This window comes from Lewinella sp. IMCC34191, assembly GCF_003390935.1.
GTDB lineage: Bacteria > Bacteroidota > Bacteroidia > Chitinophagales > Saprospiraceae > Neolewinella.
In genome coordinates this window covers 723,087-739,612 of the sequence record NZ_QNQZ01000001.1, presented here as the reverse complement: position 1 = coordinate 739,612, position 16,526 = coordinate 723,087, and the positions used below count along the sequence as shown (strand labels likewise).

At 56.6% G+C, this 16,526-nt stretch carries 14 protein-coding genes; 6 read left to right on the top strand and 8 right to left on the bottom strand.

Features of this window, described 5'->3' with window-relative positions; genetic code table 11:
- Positions 1-27: 27 nt before the first annotated feature.
- The gene (locus DRW39_RS02950; RefSeq protein WP_116105481.1) at positions 28-1,359 is read right to left on the bottom strand and encodes a M24 family metallopeptidase; all 1,332 of its coding nucleotides are present in this window, start codon (positions 1,357-1,359) and stop codon (positions 28-30) included.
- A gap of 60 nt (positions 1,360-1,419) precedes the next feature.
- Here DRW39_RS02950 and DRW39_RS02945 point away from each other — a divergent pair, with 60 nt between their 5' ends.
- The gene (locus DRW39_RS02945) at positions 1,420-3,228 is read left to right on the top strand and encodes a hypothetical protein (RefSeq protein ID WP_116105480.1); all 1,809 of its coding nucleotides are present in this window, start codon (positions 1,420-1,422) and stop codon (positions 3,226-3,228) included.
- A 4-nt stretch (positions 3,229-3,232) separates the two neighbouring features.
- Here DRW39_RS02945 and DRW39_RS02940 read toward each other — a convergent pair whose 3' ends face one another.
- Together DRW39_RS02940 and DRW39_RS02935 are read right to left on the bottom strand one after the other, a co-directional pair.
- Positions 3,233-4,240 (bottom strand): glycoside hydrolase family 113, encoded by a 1,008-nt coding sequence (locus tag DRW39_RS02940; protein ID WP_157975898.1) that lies wholly within the window; start codon positions 4,238-4,240, stop codon positions 3,233-3,235.
- A gap of 80 nt (positions 4,241-4,320) precedes the next feature.
- On the bottom strand, positions 4,321-5,157 hold the full coding sequence (locus DRW39_RS02935; protein WP_116105478.1) for a glycerophosphodiester phosphodiesterase family protein: 837 nt from the start codon (positions 5,155-5,157) through the stop codon (positions 4,321-4,323).
- A gap of 57 nt (positions 5,158-5,214) precedes the next feature.
- On the opposite strand from DRW39_RS02935, the gene DRW39_RS02930 reads away from it, so the two are divergent.
- A complete protein-coding gene (locus DRW39_RS02930) occupies positions 5,215-5,667 on the top strand; it encodes a DUF2059 domain-containing protein (protein WP_116105477.1) in 453 nt (150 codons plus the stop codon).
- Between the two features lie 6 nt (positions 5,668-5,673).
- Positions 5,674-6,462 carry a sterol desaturase family protein gene (locus DRW39_RS02925; RefSeq protein WP_116105476.1) on the top strand — a complete coding sequence of 263 codons (789 nt, stop codon included), beginning with the start codon at positions 5,674-5,676 and terminating at the stop codon, positions 6,460-6,462.
- On the opposite strand, the gene DRW39_RS02920 is transcribed toward DRW39_RS02925, so the two are convergent.
- On the bottom strand, positions 6,419-7,105 hold the full coding sequence (locus DRW39_RS02920; protein WP_157975897.1) for a methyltransferase domain-containing protein: 687 nt from the start codon (positions 7,103-7,105) through the stop codon (positions 6,419-6,421). The genes DRW39_RS02925 and DRW39_RS02920 overlap by 44 nt on opposite strands.
- A 91-nt stretch (positions 7,106-7,196) precedes the next feature.
- On the opposite strand from DRW39_RS02920, the gene DRW39_RS02915 reads away from it, so the two are divergent.
- Both DRW39_RS02915 and DRW39_RS02910 read left to right on the top strand, forming a co-directional pair.
- Positions 7,197-8,210: a Smr/MutS family protein gene (locus DRW39_RS02915; protein WP_116105474.1), complete on the top strand. Its 1,014-nt coding sequence runs from the start codon at positions 7,197-7,199 to the stop codon at positions 8,208-8,210.
- Positions 8,211-8,268: 58 nt separating this feature from the next.
- The gene (locus DRW39_RS02910) at positions 8,269-9,048 is read left to right on the top strand and encodes a flagellar motor protein MotB (RefSeq protein ID WP_116105473.1); all 780 of its coding nucleotides are present in this window, start codon (positions 8,269-8,271) and stop codon (positions 9,046-9,048) included.
- On the opposite strand, the gene DRW39_RS02905 is transcribed toward DRW39_RS02910, so the two are convergent.
- The 3 genes from DRW39_RS02905 to DRW39_RS02895 form a co-directional block, all read right to left on the bottom strand.
- Positions 9,014-10,738, bottom strand: coding sequence for a hypothetical protein (locus DRW39_RS02905; protein ID WP_157975896.1), 1,725 nt, complete (start codon positions 10,736-10,738; stop codon positions 9,014-9,016). The two genes, DRW39_RS02910 and DRW39_RS02905, sit on opposite strands and share 35 nt — an antisense overlap.
- A 69-nt stretch (positions 10,739-10,807) precedes the next feature.
- Positions 10,808-11,860, bottom strand: coding sequence for a PA0069 family radical SAM protein (locus tag DRW39_RS02900; protein WP_116105471.1), 1,053 nt, complete (start codon positions 11,858-11,860; stop codon positions 10,808-10,810).
- Positions 11,860-13,980, bottom strand: coding sequence for a heavy metal translocating P-type ATPase (locus DRW39_RS02895; protein ID WP_116105470.1), 2,121 nt, complete (start codon positions 13,978-13,980; stop codon positions 11,860-11,862). Before DRW39_RS02895 ends, DRW39_RS02900 begins: the two co-directional genes overlap by 1 nt.
- A 73-nt stretch (positions 13,981-14,053) precedes the next feature.
- Here DRW39_RS02895 and DRW39_RS02890 point away from each other — a divergent pair, with 73 nt between their 5' ends.
- Positions 14,054-14,875: a phosphopeptide-binding protein gene (locus DRW39_RS02890; protein WP_116105469.1), complete on the top strand. Its 822-nt coding sequence runs from the start codon at positions 14,054-14,056 to the stop codon at positions 14,873-14,875.
- A gap of 75 nt (positions 14,876-14,950) precedes the next feature.
- Here the strand turns inward: DRW39_RS02890 and DRW39_RS02885 are convergent, their stop codons facing one another.
- A complete protein-coding gene (locus tag DRW39_RS02885) occupies positions 14,951-16,522 on the bottom strand; it encodes an alanine/glycine:cation symporter family protein (RefSeq protein ID WP_116105468.1) in 1,572 nt (523 codons plus the stop codon).
- Positions 16,523-16,526: the final 4 nt, after the last annotated feature.

Here is a 16,526-nt window from a genome sequence, read left to right as displayed (position 1 = left end):
TTTAGACCAATGGAAAAGCGCACTGCATCAATGCTGTCGTGGGATCAGGTATAACTCTTCCTGCCTGCCATTGATGTAGTAAAATTGTTCTCCGTCCCAGAACCCGTCTTCTTCCACCATTACCCGCACGTCCTTATCCCACGCCTTTACGTGACTCGTGTTATTTAATTCTATGCTGTAGGCCGTGTTTGCGTACAGTGGGTAATCTCCTCTTACCGCTACCCCTTCTTGTTGGTCCCACAGACCGATGGTCGGTCCCGCCCCGTGGCCGTGAAAGCCGATGGGGTGACTGTAGATCGATGGCCGCAGGTCTTCCGCCTTGCCCGACTCGATGGTGGCACGTAGCATCTCGTTACCGGTGGTCCCGTTGACGAAGCTGCCCGTGAGTAAGTCCATCACCCGCAAACTTTTTTGGTGTGCCGCTACCAGGTCTTCCGGGGCGGTATGCTCTCCCGGCCGCAACACGTAGGCGTTTTCCTGCGTGTCCGTATTCAGGCCGCAATAGGTGATCCCGAAATCACAGTGGACCAGATCGCCGGGCTGGATGATATCCGCTCCGGGTCGGTTGCTGAAGCCGTATAGGTCCTGCGGCTCGGACCGCTGAACATCTACCGTCGGGTGGAACCAGGTACCTAAACCCAATTCACGCGTCCGCTCGCGGAGGAACCATACTACATCTTCCGTGGTGGTCACCCCCGGTTGAATCACCCGCTCGCTAAAGGCCTCGGCGATGATCGCGTGGGCGATCTGCATGATTTGGCGGTAGACGGTCATTTCGGCGGGTATCCGGGTCTCCAGCCAACCAATCGCGAGATTTTCTCCGCTCACGACCCGCTCATCCAATTCGTCGGGCAGGGCTTCCAACAGCCGATCGTAGTGGTAGCTGCTTATGCCGTCGGCCAATCCAAATTCCTCACTTCGGTTCACGGCAATCTTCTTTGGATTGCGCGCCTCGATCAACTCCACTAACTGCTTCCACTGGTCGGGTTGCTGCTCCTTATCCCACGCTTTTTTAAAAACCTCTCCGACGTCATAGCGAGCGCAGGCCAGGGTTTCCAGTTCCTTCCCTTCGCCCGGGTCGTAGATCAGCAGCATGGTTGTCCGCCGAGCGCCCATCCAGCTGCTTGGCAGCATGGTTTTCACTACGGCATCCTCGTTGTATTCGCGGGTGATCATGACCCACATATCGATGCCCTCTCTGCGCATCAGCTCCGGAACGACCGTAGCAAAACGTTCTTTCAACCATCGATCCTGTAACGCTCCCTGTTCCTTCAGCGATAAGATAACGGGCATGGTATGCTGAGCGTGCAAAGACGATACGGTAAAGACTGCAAAGAGCAAGGCGAACAGGACACGCATGGCGGAGGGATTTTCTGAGGCCTAAAGGTATAAGGCCGCGCACGCATTACCTTTACTTCCGTGAAGAATGCCCCCATCCTAGCGCTTCTGCTCTGCTACGTCATGCTGCTGGCTACGCACTTTTACTACCCGAAGTGGCAAAGTGGCGGCAGCGAGGCAACTATCAGTTACGATGTTTCGGGCTACTACCTCTACCTGCCGGCGCTCTTCATCTATGACGATCTGCGGGAGGTAGCTTTCCTGCCGGACATTATTGAGCAATACCACCCGACGTACAGCCCCTATCAGACCTTCGCGCATGAGTCCGGGGCAATGGTCATGAAATACAGCGCCGGACAGGCCGTACTCTACAGCCCGTTCTTTGCCCTGGCTCACCTATACGCCTTACAGACGGATGCGTATCCCGCCGACGGCTTTTCCCGCCCCTATCAGGTGGCTATATCCGTGGGCAGTTTACTGGTCGCCGGCCTGGGTTTATTCGTGCTCACTATCGTACTGGGCCGTTATTTTAAAGCGGGCACCGTGGCCATCACGCTGTTGTTGATCGTCTTCGGTACCAATTACCTCAATTACGCGGCCATCGACGGGGCCATGACGCACAGTCATGTTTTCACCCTCTACGCCTTGCTTATCTGGGTAACCGACAATCTGTACCGACGCGGCGAGCAGGCAAAGACCCCCCATTTTCTGGCGATCGGGCTACTCGTGGGATTGATGGCCCTGACCCGGCCCACCGAAATTTTGGCCGCGCTTATCCCGCTGCTCTGGAAGATGCCCCCCACCGTGGACGGTCTTATCGACCGCTACCGGTACCTGACTTCCCGCCCCCTCCAACTTTTGCTCGCGGTTATCGCGTGTCTGATGGTGGGGTCGATCCAGTTGATCTACTGGCGATACGTTTCCGGTGAATGGATCGTCTACAGCTATGAAGACCAGGGCTTTGACTGGCTTCACCCCCACCTGATCGACGGGCTGTTCAGCTACAGGGCGGGATGGCTCACCTACACCCCGATGATGTGGTTTGCCGTACTAGGTTTCGGGGCACTTTTCGTTTATCGTCGTCCGGTGTTCACGGCGGTAAGCGTTCACACGCTGTTCTTCGTTTACGTAGCTTTTGCCTGGAGCGTCTGGTGGTACGGCGGAAGTCTCGGACAGCGTACCATGGTGCAAACGTATGCCGTACTCTCCTTTCCCCTGGCGGCTACTGTGATGTGGATAGGGCGGCGTCAGTTGTGGCTGCGCGTCATCTTTGGGCTTGTCTGTTTGCTTTTCGTGGCGCACAATCTGTGGTTCACGCACCAGGCACACCGCGGCGGCTTGTTCGTCTCAGAATGGATGAACCGGGCCTACTACTGGCGGACGCTGTTCACCTTCGAACGGAATGTCGACGACCTTTTCCTGTTGGACAACCCGGAATTCTACCGGGGTACGCCCGACCGAATCGACACAATCTATACCAATACGTTCGACACCATTCCCACTACGCCGTGCGGCATAGACCCGATCACCGGAGCCGGTTCTTTTTGCCTTAAGGACTCGATCAGCAGCACCCCGGAGTTTCGCGTTAGCGGACCCTTTGAAAGCAATCAGTGGATACGCGCGACGGCCGACTTTGCCAATGCCGAGTACCGCGCCGGCATCCACAGCTCGACCCAGTTCGTCATGCGTTTCTACAGGAACGGTCAGGCGGACAAGTACCGGCTCATCCGGATTCACCGCGCGCTCAACGAGGAGGGCCGGCGCAACTTAGTGCTGGAAGCCCGCGCTCCCGCCGGAGGCGCCGACGAAGTAGCGGTATTGCTCTGGAACGGAGGAGAGGATAAATCCGCCGTGCTGGTCGATAACCTCACGATCGCTACCCTGGATTAGCAACCTACTGCGCCGGCTGCCGGTACAGTTCCCGCAGGATCAGGCCTGCGGGCTTTCCGCCCGGCACGAATCCTACCTCACGCCCGGCACGATCTTCCTGGTGACCGAGATAGGACGGCCACTTCCAGACAAACATGCCCGTCACCCGATCCGAAGCGCGCACGGCATTTGCAAGAGCGGCGTAGCACCGTGCCTGGTGATCCAGACTGGAAGCCCGGTCTCCCGCTTCCGCATGGGGATTCATCCACGCCGTAGCCACGGAGCGATAACCCACTTCCGTAAGCCAAACCGGGCGGTCGTTTTCCTGTCCTATGCGGTCGGCTACCGTTATCCAACGCCGGGCACCCGCCATCAATTCGGCATCGTCCGGTTCCGTATGATCGGCCAGCGGGTAATAACTATTCAAACCGATGATATCCAGGTCTTCCCAAAAGCTCAGGTTCTCAAATTCTTCCCCCCAGTTGGCAGCATAGGTCAGCTTACCATCGTAGCGGGACCGCAGTTCCCGGATGATCGCGCGCCACCTTTCCGGGTACTGGAGTGTCGCATGCACTAATTCCGTTCCGATACAGAGCGCCTCGACTTGCTCGGACTGAGCCATATCGGCGTAGTGTCCGATCCAGCGTTGGTAAGCCAGGAAAAAACGATCCCATGCATCCGGCCCGGAAAAATCGATCTCCCCCGGCCAGGATCCCCGGATCCATATCTGTGGCTTGAGCATCACTTGCATGCCCCGGGCTCTTGCCTGGCGAATGGAAACCAACACCGCCGAATCATTTTCCGCCCCGTAATGCTCCGGTATCGGTAGGGTATCTATCGGTTCCATCCCTCGCATGAAGGTGTAGGGGACGATAGCTACCGCATTAACATTTAGCCGTTTAAGGCTATCGAGTGAAAGGCCTGCTAACTCCCCGCCGTAGCCATTGTGCCCCCGGTATCCCTCGTGGGCAAAGGTCATCCCCCGTACAAAGGTCGCGGGGAGGATCCGTTCGGCGGACAGCTCCGAATCCACCGGCGAAGGCTTCGGCCGGCAGGCCGGCAGGAGCAAGCTGATAAGTAGTACGCACAAAACCAATACCGGTGACCACCGCATCATCGAGGTTTTACCAGGGTGATACGGTCCGGATAGTCGGTGATGATACCGTCCACCCCGAGCGCCAAGAGTTCACGCATCCGGTCGACTTCATTGACCGTCCACGGAATGACACGCATGCCTAAAGAGCGGGCCTCCCCGATGATATCGGCGGTCAGTCCACGTTCCCAAGGGCTGTAAATCTCCGGGGTAAAGCCCAGTCGTTTCATCTTCTCGGCGACCTCTCCGGGTGCCTCATCGAGATAGGCCAGCGGCATCTCCGGTGCCAGCTCGTGCAGAACGGCCAGGGTGGGTGGGTCGAAGCACTGTAGATTGACGAGTTCGGGGTGGCCCCAGTTGGCAATATCCTGCAGTACCAGCTCAGCGAATTTTTGCCGGCCGGGCACCAGTTCCGGTTCCCAATCCACCTGGTACTTCAGCTCAATGTTGTAGCGCGGCAGGTCACGCCCCTGCTGCAGACAATAGCGGTCCACGGCGGCGAATACCGCGGCCAGGGTCGGCTTGCTGGCGGGTCTGGACTGCTGCTCGGGAAAGCGGGGGTGCCGGCGTTGCCCGCAGTCGTAGGTCGCTATTTCAGCGGCGGTCAGGCTGCGGAGGCGGATCGTGTCGGTTATATCGCCTCCATCGGGAAGCGAACAGATCTCGGGTTCCATAAACGGGTCGTGGCTAACGATGACCCGGTCGTCTCCACTGATCACCACGTCCAGTTCAAGGGTGGTGATCTCCGGGTAGCTCAGGGCCCGCAAAAACGCCGGGATACTATTTTCGGGAAGTAAACCCCGGGCGCCCCGGTGGCCCTGCCAGTCGATGGTCCGTTCAGCGGTTGGTGGTGTCATAGGCCGGTTACCGCAACTGTAAAGGAGCGGGAGGGTTAATAGGATATACTTGAAGTTATGAAGCAACTGATTCTACTCTTGATGTGCGCTGTGCTTACCGGCCCGTTACTCGGACAGTCCGACAGTCTCGAAGCTAAGGTAATACGCCTTATCGAGGTATCTGGATCGGAGGAAATGTTCGTGAGCTCGGCCATGAATATGATCCAATTACAGCAGCAGTCCGCGGCCTATGCCGACATCCCCGATACGTGGTGGTCGACCTTTATGGATCGCCTCCGCACGGAGGGTTTCAAGTCCATTGAACCGGAGTTGGTCAAAATTTACATGGCCAATTACACCGAGGAGGAAGTGGATTTCCTGATCGACTACCACCGCAATCCCCTCGCCCAGTCCATCATGGCCAAAATGCCGGTCGTGCAGCAGCAGAGTATGCAGGTCGGCCAGGCCTGGGGACAGCAGATCGCGCAGGAAATCGTGGAACGGCTAAACTCCGACTCGGAAGGCAATTAAGGTATAATGTGGCACTGGATTTATTGGGTAGCGGTTCTTTTCGCAGTTATTTTCCTGCGCTACATCGCCTTCAGCGGTTTGTACCACCACCTGCTTCGCAAGCGGCTGCGCGAGCGGCTGCGCCACCGCATTTTCCACTATGATGTTGGCGTCGGAGCGCAGGTAGGAACCGAAATCAGGCGGTCGGCCATCGTGTCGCTCATATTTGCCGCCTTCGGTATTGCCGTTCTTTTCCTGTGGCAGGCTGGGTATACGCAGCTGTATATGTCACTTGATTCCACCTCCAATTACATTTGGCTGGCTGCCGGCCCGGTCCTTTTTCTATTCCTGCAGGAAACCTACTACTACTGGATCCACCGGTGGATGCACCGGCCGGGTGTTTACGACAAGGTCCACCGTTGGCACCACGAGAGTATTGAAACTACCGCCTGGACCGCTTTCAGTTTTCATCCCATCGAAGCGGTCTTGCAGGCAGTATTTCTTCCACTAAGCGTACTGCTTATTCCCATGCACGTTTTCGCCTTTCTCACGCTGCTGGCCGTGATGACCCTTTCGGCGACCATCAATCATGCCGGCATCGAGATCTTCCCGGCCTCCTGGGCCCGTATCCCCGTTCTGCGCGGACTTATCGGGGCCACGCACCACGATGTCCACCACAAGCAGGCCCGCTATAACTTCGGCCTCTATTTCACCTTTTGGGACAAATGGATGGGTACGGAAAGTCCAAAATTCTCCGAGCGCTTTCGCTCCTTCACGCAGCGCCAGGCCTCGGCGGAGGGGGTGGAGCGGCGGTAAACGTACATTTCCAAATCCGGTATTCGAAAATCCGTTCCGTACGCATCACGACTTCCCGGTCTATCCGCCACCCTCTGAGTTGCAGGGCTTCGCGATAGTCACCGGCCAAGTGTTGCTGGGGGTGAAGCGCATCACCCGGCAAGGCCCGGAACAAGGGTAATAGCCACCGGTGACGATGTACGTCACTACTTAGCAGTAAGGAGGTCCCGGATTCGGCCATGCTCGTGAGGGCATCCAGAGCCGCGTCCCAGTCCTTTACGTGATTGATCGCGTTGAAACAATAGAGCTGCTTAAATGGAGCGAGGTCAAGTGTTCCTTCGAGCATCCGTGGCAAAAAACGTACAGTGGGATAATTAGCTCGACTGAAGATTGGCAGGTCCTCGTAGCGCTCCAGTAGCGGATCGAGCGCGGTTACCTGCTGTCGATCATGCAGCGCGATGAAAACGCCGGCGGGTCCGCAACCGACGTCGGCCACCCGGGCATTCGGAAGCGGTTTCCAACCCATCGTCTCCATCACCTTAAGCCAGTAGCGCTTTTTGTTCTCCAGGTAGTCGGCCGGCGATTGGTGCCGGAGATAAGATTCCCACCAGCGCCACTCCAGTGATTGAGCCAGGCGCCATCTGATGTGTTGTACTACTCCCACGGCTGCAAGGTAGCCCTCCGCGGCAATCAACCGGGTGGATCGCAACAACAGCCGCCACCAAAGCCTTACCATTTAATCTAAGTTGACGAATATGAATTTTAAAGTAGGTGACCGGGTCAGTTTGCTCCGTACCGGCAAGGCCGGAACGATATCTTCCGTTTTGCCGAACGATTCGTACCAGGTTCGCCTGGATGGTGGTCTGGGTCACCTGCCCGCTCCCGGTCATGCGTTGGCGCTGCTCGATCCCGAAAGCCCGCCACCCGCGCCACCCGCCCCCGATCGACCAGCCTCCGGACTGCAGGATGACCGGCACGATACCGGCGTGCAGCTGGCCTTCGATCCAATCTTTAATGAGGAAGGCGAACCCGCTAACTACCAGCTCTACCTGATAAACGGTACGCGCAGCAAAATTCTTTTCGAAATCAAGGTGAAAACAGGCGACCGTCAACGGAGCAGCAAATTCGGCCCGCTGCCACCCTACGAGAAAAAGCGACTGGACCTGATTCCCTACGCCTGGCTCAACGAAAAACTCACGGTGGACCTGGACGTGCGGGCGGCGGTGGAGGGCGGTACCGGCCCGCGGCACTTTCACCAGGTTAAGGTCCGGCCCAAGCAGTTCTTCGGCAGCTTCCGTGATGTGCCCGAACTGAGCCACGGAGCCCACCTGTTCGTGGTTTTCCCTCACCTGAAGGCAACCTCGGTCGCCGAAAACGAGTCCTCCGGATCAACGCTGCGGGAGATTACGCGCGCCCAGTTGAAAAAGCAGCCCGGCTCCAAACCCGAAACCATGCGGCCGCCATCGCTCCAGGAGCGGGGTGACTTCAACCCGGTGCTGGACTTGCACCTGTCTGCGCTGGTTGACGATCCGTCCACCGTCTCCAAAGACAAGGTGCTGTCGCTGCAGATGGAGCACTTCGACCGCTTCGTGGACCAGGCCCTTCGCCTTGACGTGGAACGCATTTATATCGTGCACGGGCTAGGCAACGGTATTCTAAAAACTGAGATTCACCAGAAACTCGAACACGTCCCCTTCGTGCGCAAATTTTCAAACGATTATCATCCCAAATACGGCTACGGCGCCACGGAAGTGGTCTTTGATTCGTAACCGATCGGTGCACTCTCCGACGGTAAAAACCGTTATTGCACCACGAAATCTATACCAAATGAAAAATGTAACGCTGCTGCTATTAGCGCTGACCTTCCTGGGATGCAACAAGGCCAAGATCACGGAGCTGGAAACGAAGCTCGCCAGCACCGAGCGCGAAAACGATTTGATCCGCAATCAGCTGGAAACCGTCCAGCGGACGAACGGCGATCTGCTGAACCGCATGGAAGACTTGTCGGTCATATCCAAGGAAGGCGCCACGAGCATCCGCGAAAGTCTGCAGTCGATCAGCGGGCAAACCACCCGAATCAATGAGCTAAACCGAAGCATTCAGCGGAAGGACAGTATGGCCCTGGCGCTAGTGATGAACCTCAAACGCAGCCTTGATAACATCAACGATGAGGATGTCCAAGTCGAGGTACGGGGAGGAAAAGTACACGTGAGCATCAGCGACAACCTACTGTTCAGCAGTGGCTCGGCCCGGCTTAATTCGGCTTCCGAACGGGTGTTGGATAAGGTGAGCAAGGTCCTGAACGACCACAGTGATCTGAGTATCATCGTAGAGGGGCATACGGACAACGTTCCCGTCCGTAGCAGCACCATCCGTGACAACTGGGAATTAAGCACGATGCGCGCGGCCTCCGTGGTCCGGGAACTCGTACAGGATTTCGGTGTGGACCCCTACCGGTTGACTGCTGCCGGACGGGCCGACAATGACCCGCGCGGCGATAATTCCACCGCGGAGGGAAGAGCACGGAATCGACGTACGGAAATCGTAATCACCCCCGCCCTGGATGAATTCTTCAACCTTGCTCAAGACCCCGGGACAGCGGGATAGTCTGGATCGGCGAGATAGATTCCACCCGGATACGCGGGACGGCAAGCCGGGCATTCAGGGGGCGGCGGCAAACGCTGTAGCCATCCTTTACCGGTAGCGCCAGTTCCGCCTCCACGGGGAAGGTTCGCATATTCCGGTCGTCGATCAGCTTTAGCGGCCAGCTACGTTCGCTTTCGAGGGTGACGTTCAGCACGGCGCGGCGCTCGTCGTATTCCGCCTTTACGATGGTGGCGTCCAAGGTACCGTTCCGTCCACCCACCACCAACCGATGTGCCGCGAATTGTCCCTGGGCGTCCAGCGGATTTTCCGTGTCATCTATGTTCATGGTCAGGTGCCACTGAAAGGAATACTGGCCGCTGTTGCGACGGTGCAATTCGAAGCGGGTACCCACCAGGTTCACGAGCGGATGCGCGCTGGTGCCGATGCGTTGCAACACCGGGATTCGCAATTCGGGGACACCACCCGCAGCGGGCAGGACAAGGTCATACGACACGGGCACGGCCTCGATTTTTTGGTCCTGAAACAGGGCCGGCGCCGTATAACCGGTCACCGAAAAAGACAGGCCCTCATTATCCGCTTCTACGGCGAGGCTTGGCTGTTCCTGGTAAACGCCACTGCCAACGTTATGCAGCTGCCATCCGGCACCCGCCATGGAAGCAGGTAGTCCCGGTACTTCGACGGTATGGCGATGGGCGGCCGCCTCGCGCAGTGGCACGGTCCGCTCGGCAACGGCCGAAAGGTTAGCGAAATAATCGGCGATTTCGTTCGGGTCAGGAAGCCGGTAAAACATTTTTTCCCGGGTATACGGCCCTTCGAAATCGGTGTAGACGATCGTTTCCCAGTCGGTAGCCGAGAAACTGTTCTCATTTTCGCGGCGGTGCGACAGGCTCGCGTCCAGTTTGGCCGTAAAAGGGAGTGCCACGTTCAGTCCGACGGATTGCTCGGCGGCCATAATTTCCTGGCTGTCGGTAAGGTGTTTAATCACCAGGCCATCGAATTGGCGGAGATAATAGGCTTCCCCGCCATATTCAGGATGCTCCTGGTAGAATTGCCAGAGGCGGGCCATTAATTCGGTGGTGCGGTCGTCATTTGCTCCGAGCATTGCGCTAAGCGGGCTTTCAAAGCTGCCCGCCATGGCTAATACGCTGCTGTTTCGTTTTGCATCGGTATCCAGCGCGGAGGCAAAGGCGGCGTAAGGTGGTTTTAGGCCTACATCCAGAGCGGCCTTCAGGTAGCCACCGCAATTCTTGGTCAGGACGAAGGCATCGAAGCCCTCGCGGGGTTGGGGCATCAGGTCTACGCCTTCCACCTCGGTGAACAGCAGATTGACGGGATTGTAACGAATGTCGTCGAAGTTCGCCATGGTTTCCCGCTGGGAGAAAACGTAGCTAAGCAAACCGCCACCGTTAATGTTCGCTTTTTCCACCCGGGTGCGCAGCGTGCGCGAGCCTAAAAAATTCTCTATGGTGGGGGGGGTGTAGTCCCGGCGACCCTCCGGCTTGGTGAATCCGCAAAAGTCGTAGTGGCGCTCGAAGACATCCTGCAAGGCTCCACCTAAAAAGAGGCGGCTGTAGCCTCTTTCGGGCGGCCAGGCTTCCTCGTTCCGCTTTCTTCGCCGTTGCGCTTCACCGTGCTCCGGCAGCATTAGCAAAATAATGAGGAGGAAAAACAATAATCGGGCTCTGTACATAGTGGGAAAGCTGAACCTATACTAAAAGCGGGCGGTGTGTTGCTTATTGTACGTACCGTCAACTGGATTTCACCAAAGACTTAACTGCGGGCGTTGACGACGGTGAAAGGGCTCGAAATTGTAGGGTGGCCAATCGATTGGTTCGGGAAAAAATTTGCGCTTCGCCAACTCGTATTGCTGGCGGATCATGGTGGCGATCTCTCCCTCTCCGTGCTGCCGGATACCGAAACGCTTTTCTCCTAATTCCCCACCGCGACAATCCCGTATTCGATTCAGGATACGGTCGGCGCGATCCGGATAGGTACGCCGTACCCAATCAATGAAGATATCCGCAATCTCGTCGTTCAGGCGCACGATATTGTACCCGATCCTTCGCGCTCCCGCTTCGGCCGCGCGCTTGGCAATACCAAGTACTTCGTGATCCGTCAAACCAGGAATTACGGGGGCAATGTTGACCATCACCGGAATACCCGCCTCGCTGAGCACCCGAACCGCCTCAAAACGCTGGTGGATACTGGCGGTACGCGGCTCCAGCATCCGGCGCACCGGCTCCTGAAGCGTTGTGATACTGAAGCAGACATGCACCAATTGCTCGGCAGCCAGTTCGCGTAGTAAGTCCAGGTCACGAACGACGAGGCTGTTTTTCGTGATAATACCAACCGGGTGGCGGAATTCGTACAACACCTCCAGGCATCGGCGGGTAATTTCAAATCGCTTTTCCGCCGGCTGGTAACTATCCGTGTTGCCCGACATCATGATAGCCATGGGTTCGTAAGATGATTTCCTCAGGGCTTGCCGAAGTAATTCGGGCGCTGCCTCCTTGTAAAGCACCTTCGTTTCGAAGTCTAGTCCGGCGCTGTAGCCCCAGTAGGTATGCGTCGTTCGCGCAAAGCAGTACACACATCCGTGTTCGCAACCCTGATAGCTATTCAATCCGTAACCGTTACCGAGGTCCGGGCTGGTAATCTTATTCAGGATGGTTTTGGGATGGGTCGGGATATACTCGGTGCGTAACTCATCCTCCGGGTCTGGGAACTCGTCATAGCGCAGGTGATGATACGGATTGGGCGTATTGATCTGGGCTCCCCTACCCTTTCGGTGTGGCAGTCGGGCGTCAGCCATTAGCGGTGCTTTAGGCGTATGGCATTTCCGATCACCACGACATCCGAGAAGGCCATGAAGAGTGCGGCCCACATGGGATTGAGGTAACCAAGCGCCGCTAGCGGTATAGCAACGAGGTTATAGCTAAAAGCCCAGAACAGGCTTTCCCGAATGGTCTTGACGGTTAACTCCGCCACGCGGCGGCCCTCCACCAGAAGGGACAGATCGTCGCGCATCAAGACGATCTGCGCGGCATCAAGCGCGGCGGCGCTTGCCCCACCCAAACTGATGCCGAGGTTTGCCCGACTAAGTGCGGCCGCATCGTTGATGCCGTCCCCGACCATTGCCGTGGACTGCTGCTCGCTCAATTCCGAAATTTTGGACAGCTTCTGTTCGGGAAGAAAACCTGAATACACTTCATCTATGCCTACTTCCTTTGCAACCCGTATGGCTTTCTCTTCCCGGTCCCCGGTGAGTAAAGCAGTGCGCAGTCCCCGTTCATGGAGTTGCCGAATCGTGTCGGCGGCACCGGGTCGCACCTCGTCCACCAGGGTGAACCAGGCGAGGACCTGCTCCCCTTTTTTGAGTAGAACATCGGCACCATCTACCTCACCCCGCGCAGTACCTAGATAAAAATCTCCGGATTGGAGACCGAGTCCGGCCGTTTCGGTTACTTCCAACTTACCGGCAAAATCCTGGTAGGCTTCTTCGCTGTCATCGACCATCTTGGTCTTCCAGAGATAGTCGCGAATCGAGCCGGCGATGGGATGGGAGCTGTAAGCTTCCATTTCGAATATAAGGCGGCGGACAATCCGCGCGTCATATCCTTCAGCTACCCCGAAGGTCCCGATATCCAATTTACCGGTGGTCAGGGTGCCGGTTTTGTCGAAGACGATGCGCGATACGTCTGCGAAGCGCTCAACCGTACTTCCCCCCCGGATCATTACACCTAAGCGCGCCAGTCGTCCGACGCCTACCATTACCGCGGTGGGCGTGGCCAACCCCATAGCACAAGGACAGGAAATGAGCAGAACGGCAATGGCATTCATGAGCGCCTGCGTTGCGGTTGCATAGCCCGTTGCCCAGCCTACGAGAAATGTAAGCAGACTGATAACGATCACTACCGGAACGAAAATGGCACTGATGCGATCGGCCAGACGCTGAATATCCGGCTTGTCCGCCTGTGCCGTTTTGACCAGTTCAATGATGCGGGCCAGCGTTCCATCGCGGTAGGTTTCGGTGACGCGGTAGGTCGTCTGCCCGGCGACCACGATGCTTCCCCCGAGTACGCGATCTCCCTTGGCCTTCTCCACCGGGAGACTTTCTCCGGTCAACATGGCCTCGTTGACACTGACGGCGCCCTGCGAGACGGTGCCATCCAGCGCAATCTTATCGCCCGTATTTGCCCGTACCAAATAACCGGGCTTTACATCCTCGACCGGTAGGCTAACCAGCGCTCCACTCGGCATGACGACCGTGGCCTGATCTTCCTTCAATTCCGAGAGGGCGGAAATGGCCGTCGTAGTGCGCTCAACGGCACGTGCCTCCAACCAGTTGCCGACCAGGACAAGCGTGATAATAGTGGCGGCGGTTTCAAAGAAATAATAGGCCGGATCCTGCCAGTACAAACCGATCAGGCTATAAACGAAGGCTGCGGTCGCACCCAAAAATATGAGTACATCCATGTTGAGCATCCGTTCCCGCAGTCCGGATAAGGCGGAACGACCAAAATGGAGTCCGCCGACCAGGTAAACCGGCAACGCCAGGGCAAATTGCCACCAGCCATTGTCCAGGGGCGTGGCAATGCCGGCCACCATTAGTAGATGGCTTAGCAGCAGGGGTAAGGTGAAGAGCGCGCAGAAAATGAGGCGTTGCCTGGCGGTGAGGGTAAAGCCTTTTCGTGTGGAGTCCGGAGCTTCGACACCGTTTACTACCGTATAGCCGAGGCGTTCGATACCGGACTGAATTTCGGCCGCGTCGGCGGCACCGTCAACGGGTCGGTAACGTACTTCGCGGGTTTGGAAATTGACCATCACGTCTTCAAGTCCTTTACGCTCGAGGAAGCGCTGGATCGACATGGCACAGTTGTTACAATCCATGCCGGTTACTTCCAATTCTACTATATCTGCGCGTTTCGTCACGAACCTAAGGGCTTTAATACACTTCTTAAGGTAACGTCCTGAAGGACAAAACAGTTAACCTAAACAGAACCATATGAAGAGCTTACACCCATTACTAATCCTCTGCTTACTGCTGTTCTTTGCCTGCGGTGGAGATACGAAGGAGACCGAAATGGACCAGGGTGGCGTCGAGGAAGAAGACGGTACGCTGATCGGCGACGGTAACCCGAACAACGAAAATATCGAACTGACGGACATGCCGGCCACCGAAGGATTTCCCAACGCCAGCATCGACGACTGGTCTTACAATGGTGGCACCTTCAGCTACGACGTCAGCGGCTACACCTTCGGCAAGATTACGGACGATGCCGATGACCTGATGTGTGCCAACTCCGCACAGGGCCAACACGTGCACCTAATCATCGATAACGAGCCGTACATCGCTAAGTACGAGCCCAGCTTCGACCAACCCGTTCAGGATGGGGAGCACCATATCCTCACCTTTCTGAGTCGCAGCTACCACGAATCCATCAAGACCCCGGAAGCACACCGTGCGGTAAAGGTCAATGTATCCAACGGGAGCTTCAGCAGTACGGAGGAAATTACCGAGCCCATGCTGTTCTATAGCCGGCCGAAGGGTACCTACGTAGGACAGAAGGAAACGGAAAACGTCATGCTGGATTTCTACCCCGTCAATGCCACTATTGGCGACGACTATACCGTGATGGCGACCGTGAACGGCAAGGAATTCATGATCGATGAGTGGAAGCCTTACTATCTGGAGAACTTACCGATGGGCGAAAACACCGTCACGCTGACCCTCATGCAAGGGGATAGCATCGTCGATACGCCACTCAATCCGGTACGCCGGACGTTCACCCTGGAGGCCGACCCGATGGAGGAGTCGCGGAAGTAAAATTAACAGGCGTAGTATAGAAAAGGCCCCGATGCTCTTCAGCATCGGGGCCTTTTTCTTTGCTAATTATCCAACCTACTCGAAGCGGGTGATCTCACCGGTCCGTACCCGGTGGAGGTAGTCCTGCAGGGCACGGCGGACATTTGGCATCAGAATGAACAGACCGGCGACGTTCGGGAAACACATGGCGAAGATCATCGCATCCCCGAAACCAAATACCGCTGACGCGGAGATCGCCGAGCCGATAATGACAAATACGCAGAAAAGCAATTTGTAGATCGCCTCGTTCAACCTCGATTCGCCGAAGAGATAGGTCCACGCCTTCAGCCCGTAGTAAGACCAGCTGATCATGGTGGATAAAGCGAAGAGGATTACCGCAATGCTCAACACGGTCGGGAACCAGCTGATGACGGTTTCGAAGGCGGCGGAGGTAAGGGTGATGTCGCCTACCGTACCCGAGACTTTATTGGCGAAGGCGGTTTCGGCGCCGTAGCCTCCGTAATTCGTGATGATGATTACGAGGGCGGTCATGGTACAAATCACTACCGTATCGATGAAGGGCTCGAGCAAAGCCACGATACCTTCACTGATCGGTTCGTCCGTTTTCGCCGCGGAGTGCGCAATAGAAGCGGATCCGATACCGGCCTCATTACTAAAGGCGGCTCTCCGGAACCCCTGAATCAGTACACCGATGAACCCGCCGTAGAGCGCATCAGCGTTGAAGGCGCCACTCAGAATGGTTCCAAAGGCAGCCGGGATATCGGCAATGTGGTAGCCGAGAACTACCAGGGTGGCAACGACGTAAATGCCTACCATAAAGGGGACCACTTTGTCCGTCACCTTAGCGATGCTTTTGATACCGCCGAGGATGATCAAGCCGACCGTGATTGCCATCACGACACCAAAAATCCAGCCCCGCTCATAGAAGATGCTGTCTACCCCACCGGTAACCTCCGTCAGCTGCTGAGTTGCCTGGTTGATCTGAACCATGTTTCCGCCACCCAAGCTGCCACCTACACAGGCAATCGCGAATGCGCCCGCCAGGATTTTTCCAAGAATGGCCCAACCGGGTCCTTTTTCCTTGAGTCCACGGTCCAGGTAATACATCGGTCCGCCTGACACGGAGCCGTCGGCGTGTACGTCCCGGTACATAAGGCCTAACGAGCACTCTACGAATTTGGACGTCATTCCCAACAATCCGGCAATAATCATCCAGAAGGTAGCCCCGGGTCCGCCTAGTGCGACGGCAAATGCAACGCCGGCGATATTTCCTACTCCCACTGTTCCGGACAGAGCCGCCGTGAGGGCTTGAAAGTGGGATACTTCCCCCTGGTCGTCAGGATCATCAAATTTCCCGCGGACGACATCCAGTGCGTGCTTGAAGCCCCGGATATTGATGAACCCCATGTACACCGTAAATACGGTAGCCCCAATGATTAACCACGGAATGACGAAGGGAATGTCGAATTTTCCTATCGGCACCGTAAAGAAGACGACTGATTCGACAAAAGCGGTGACGGGCTCAAAAACTGACTGAATTCGCTCGTCGATCGTCGTGCCAGTCGTTCCCTGTCCATCGCTTTCCTGGGCAAACATCAAAAGGGGAAGCAGGAAGGCCGACAGTAGTAAGTGTACGCGTTTCGCCATTGGG

What these genes read in the sequence shown, in the direction of transcription:
- DRW39_RS02950 (WP_116105481.1), bottom strand. Translation starts at nt 1,359, where the DNA reads ATGCGTGTCCTGTTCGCCTTGCTCTTTGCAGTCTTTACCGTATCGTCT.
- DRW39_RS02935 (WP_116105478.1), bottom strand. Translation starts at nt 5,157, where the DNA reads ATGACACCACCAACCGCTGAACGGACCATCGACTGGCAGGGCCACCGG.
- DRW39_RS02930 (WP_116105477.1), top strand. Translation starts at nt 5,215, where the DNA reads ATGAAGCAACTGATTCTACTCTTGATGTGCGCTGTGCTTACCGGCCCG.
- DRW39_RS02885 (WP_116105468.1), bottom strand. Translation starts at nt 16,522, where the DNA reads ATGGCGAAACGCGTACACTTACTACTGTCGGCCTTCCTGCTTCCCCTT.
- DRW39_RS02925 (WP_116105476.1), top strand. Translation starts at nt 5,674, where the DNA reads ATGTGGCACTGGATTTATTGGGTAGCGGTTCTTTTCGCAGTTATTTTC.
- DRW39_RS02910 (WP_116105473.1), top strand. Translation starts at nt 8,269, where the DNA reads ATGAAAAATGTAACGCTGCTGCTATTAGCGCTGACCTTCCTGGGATGC.
- DRW39_RS02900 (WP_116105471.1), bottom strand. Translation starts at nt 11,860, where the DNA reads ATGGCTGACGCCCGACTGCCACACCGAAAGGGTAGGGGAGCCCAGATC.
- DRW39_RS02915 (WP_116105474.1), top strand. Translation starts at nt 7,197, where the DNA reads ATGAATTTTAAAGTAGGTGACCGGGTCAGTTTGCTCCGTACCGGCAAG.
- DRW39_RS02905 (WP_157975896.1), bottom strand. Translation starts at nt 10,738, where the DNA reads ATGTACAGAGCCCGATTATTGTTTTTCCTCCTCATTATTTTGCTAATG.
- DRW39_RS02890 (WP_116105469.1), top strand. Translation starts at nt 14,054, where the DNA reads ATGAAGAGCTTACACCCATTACTAATCCTCTGCTTACTGCTGTTCTTT.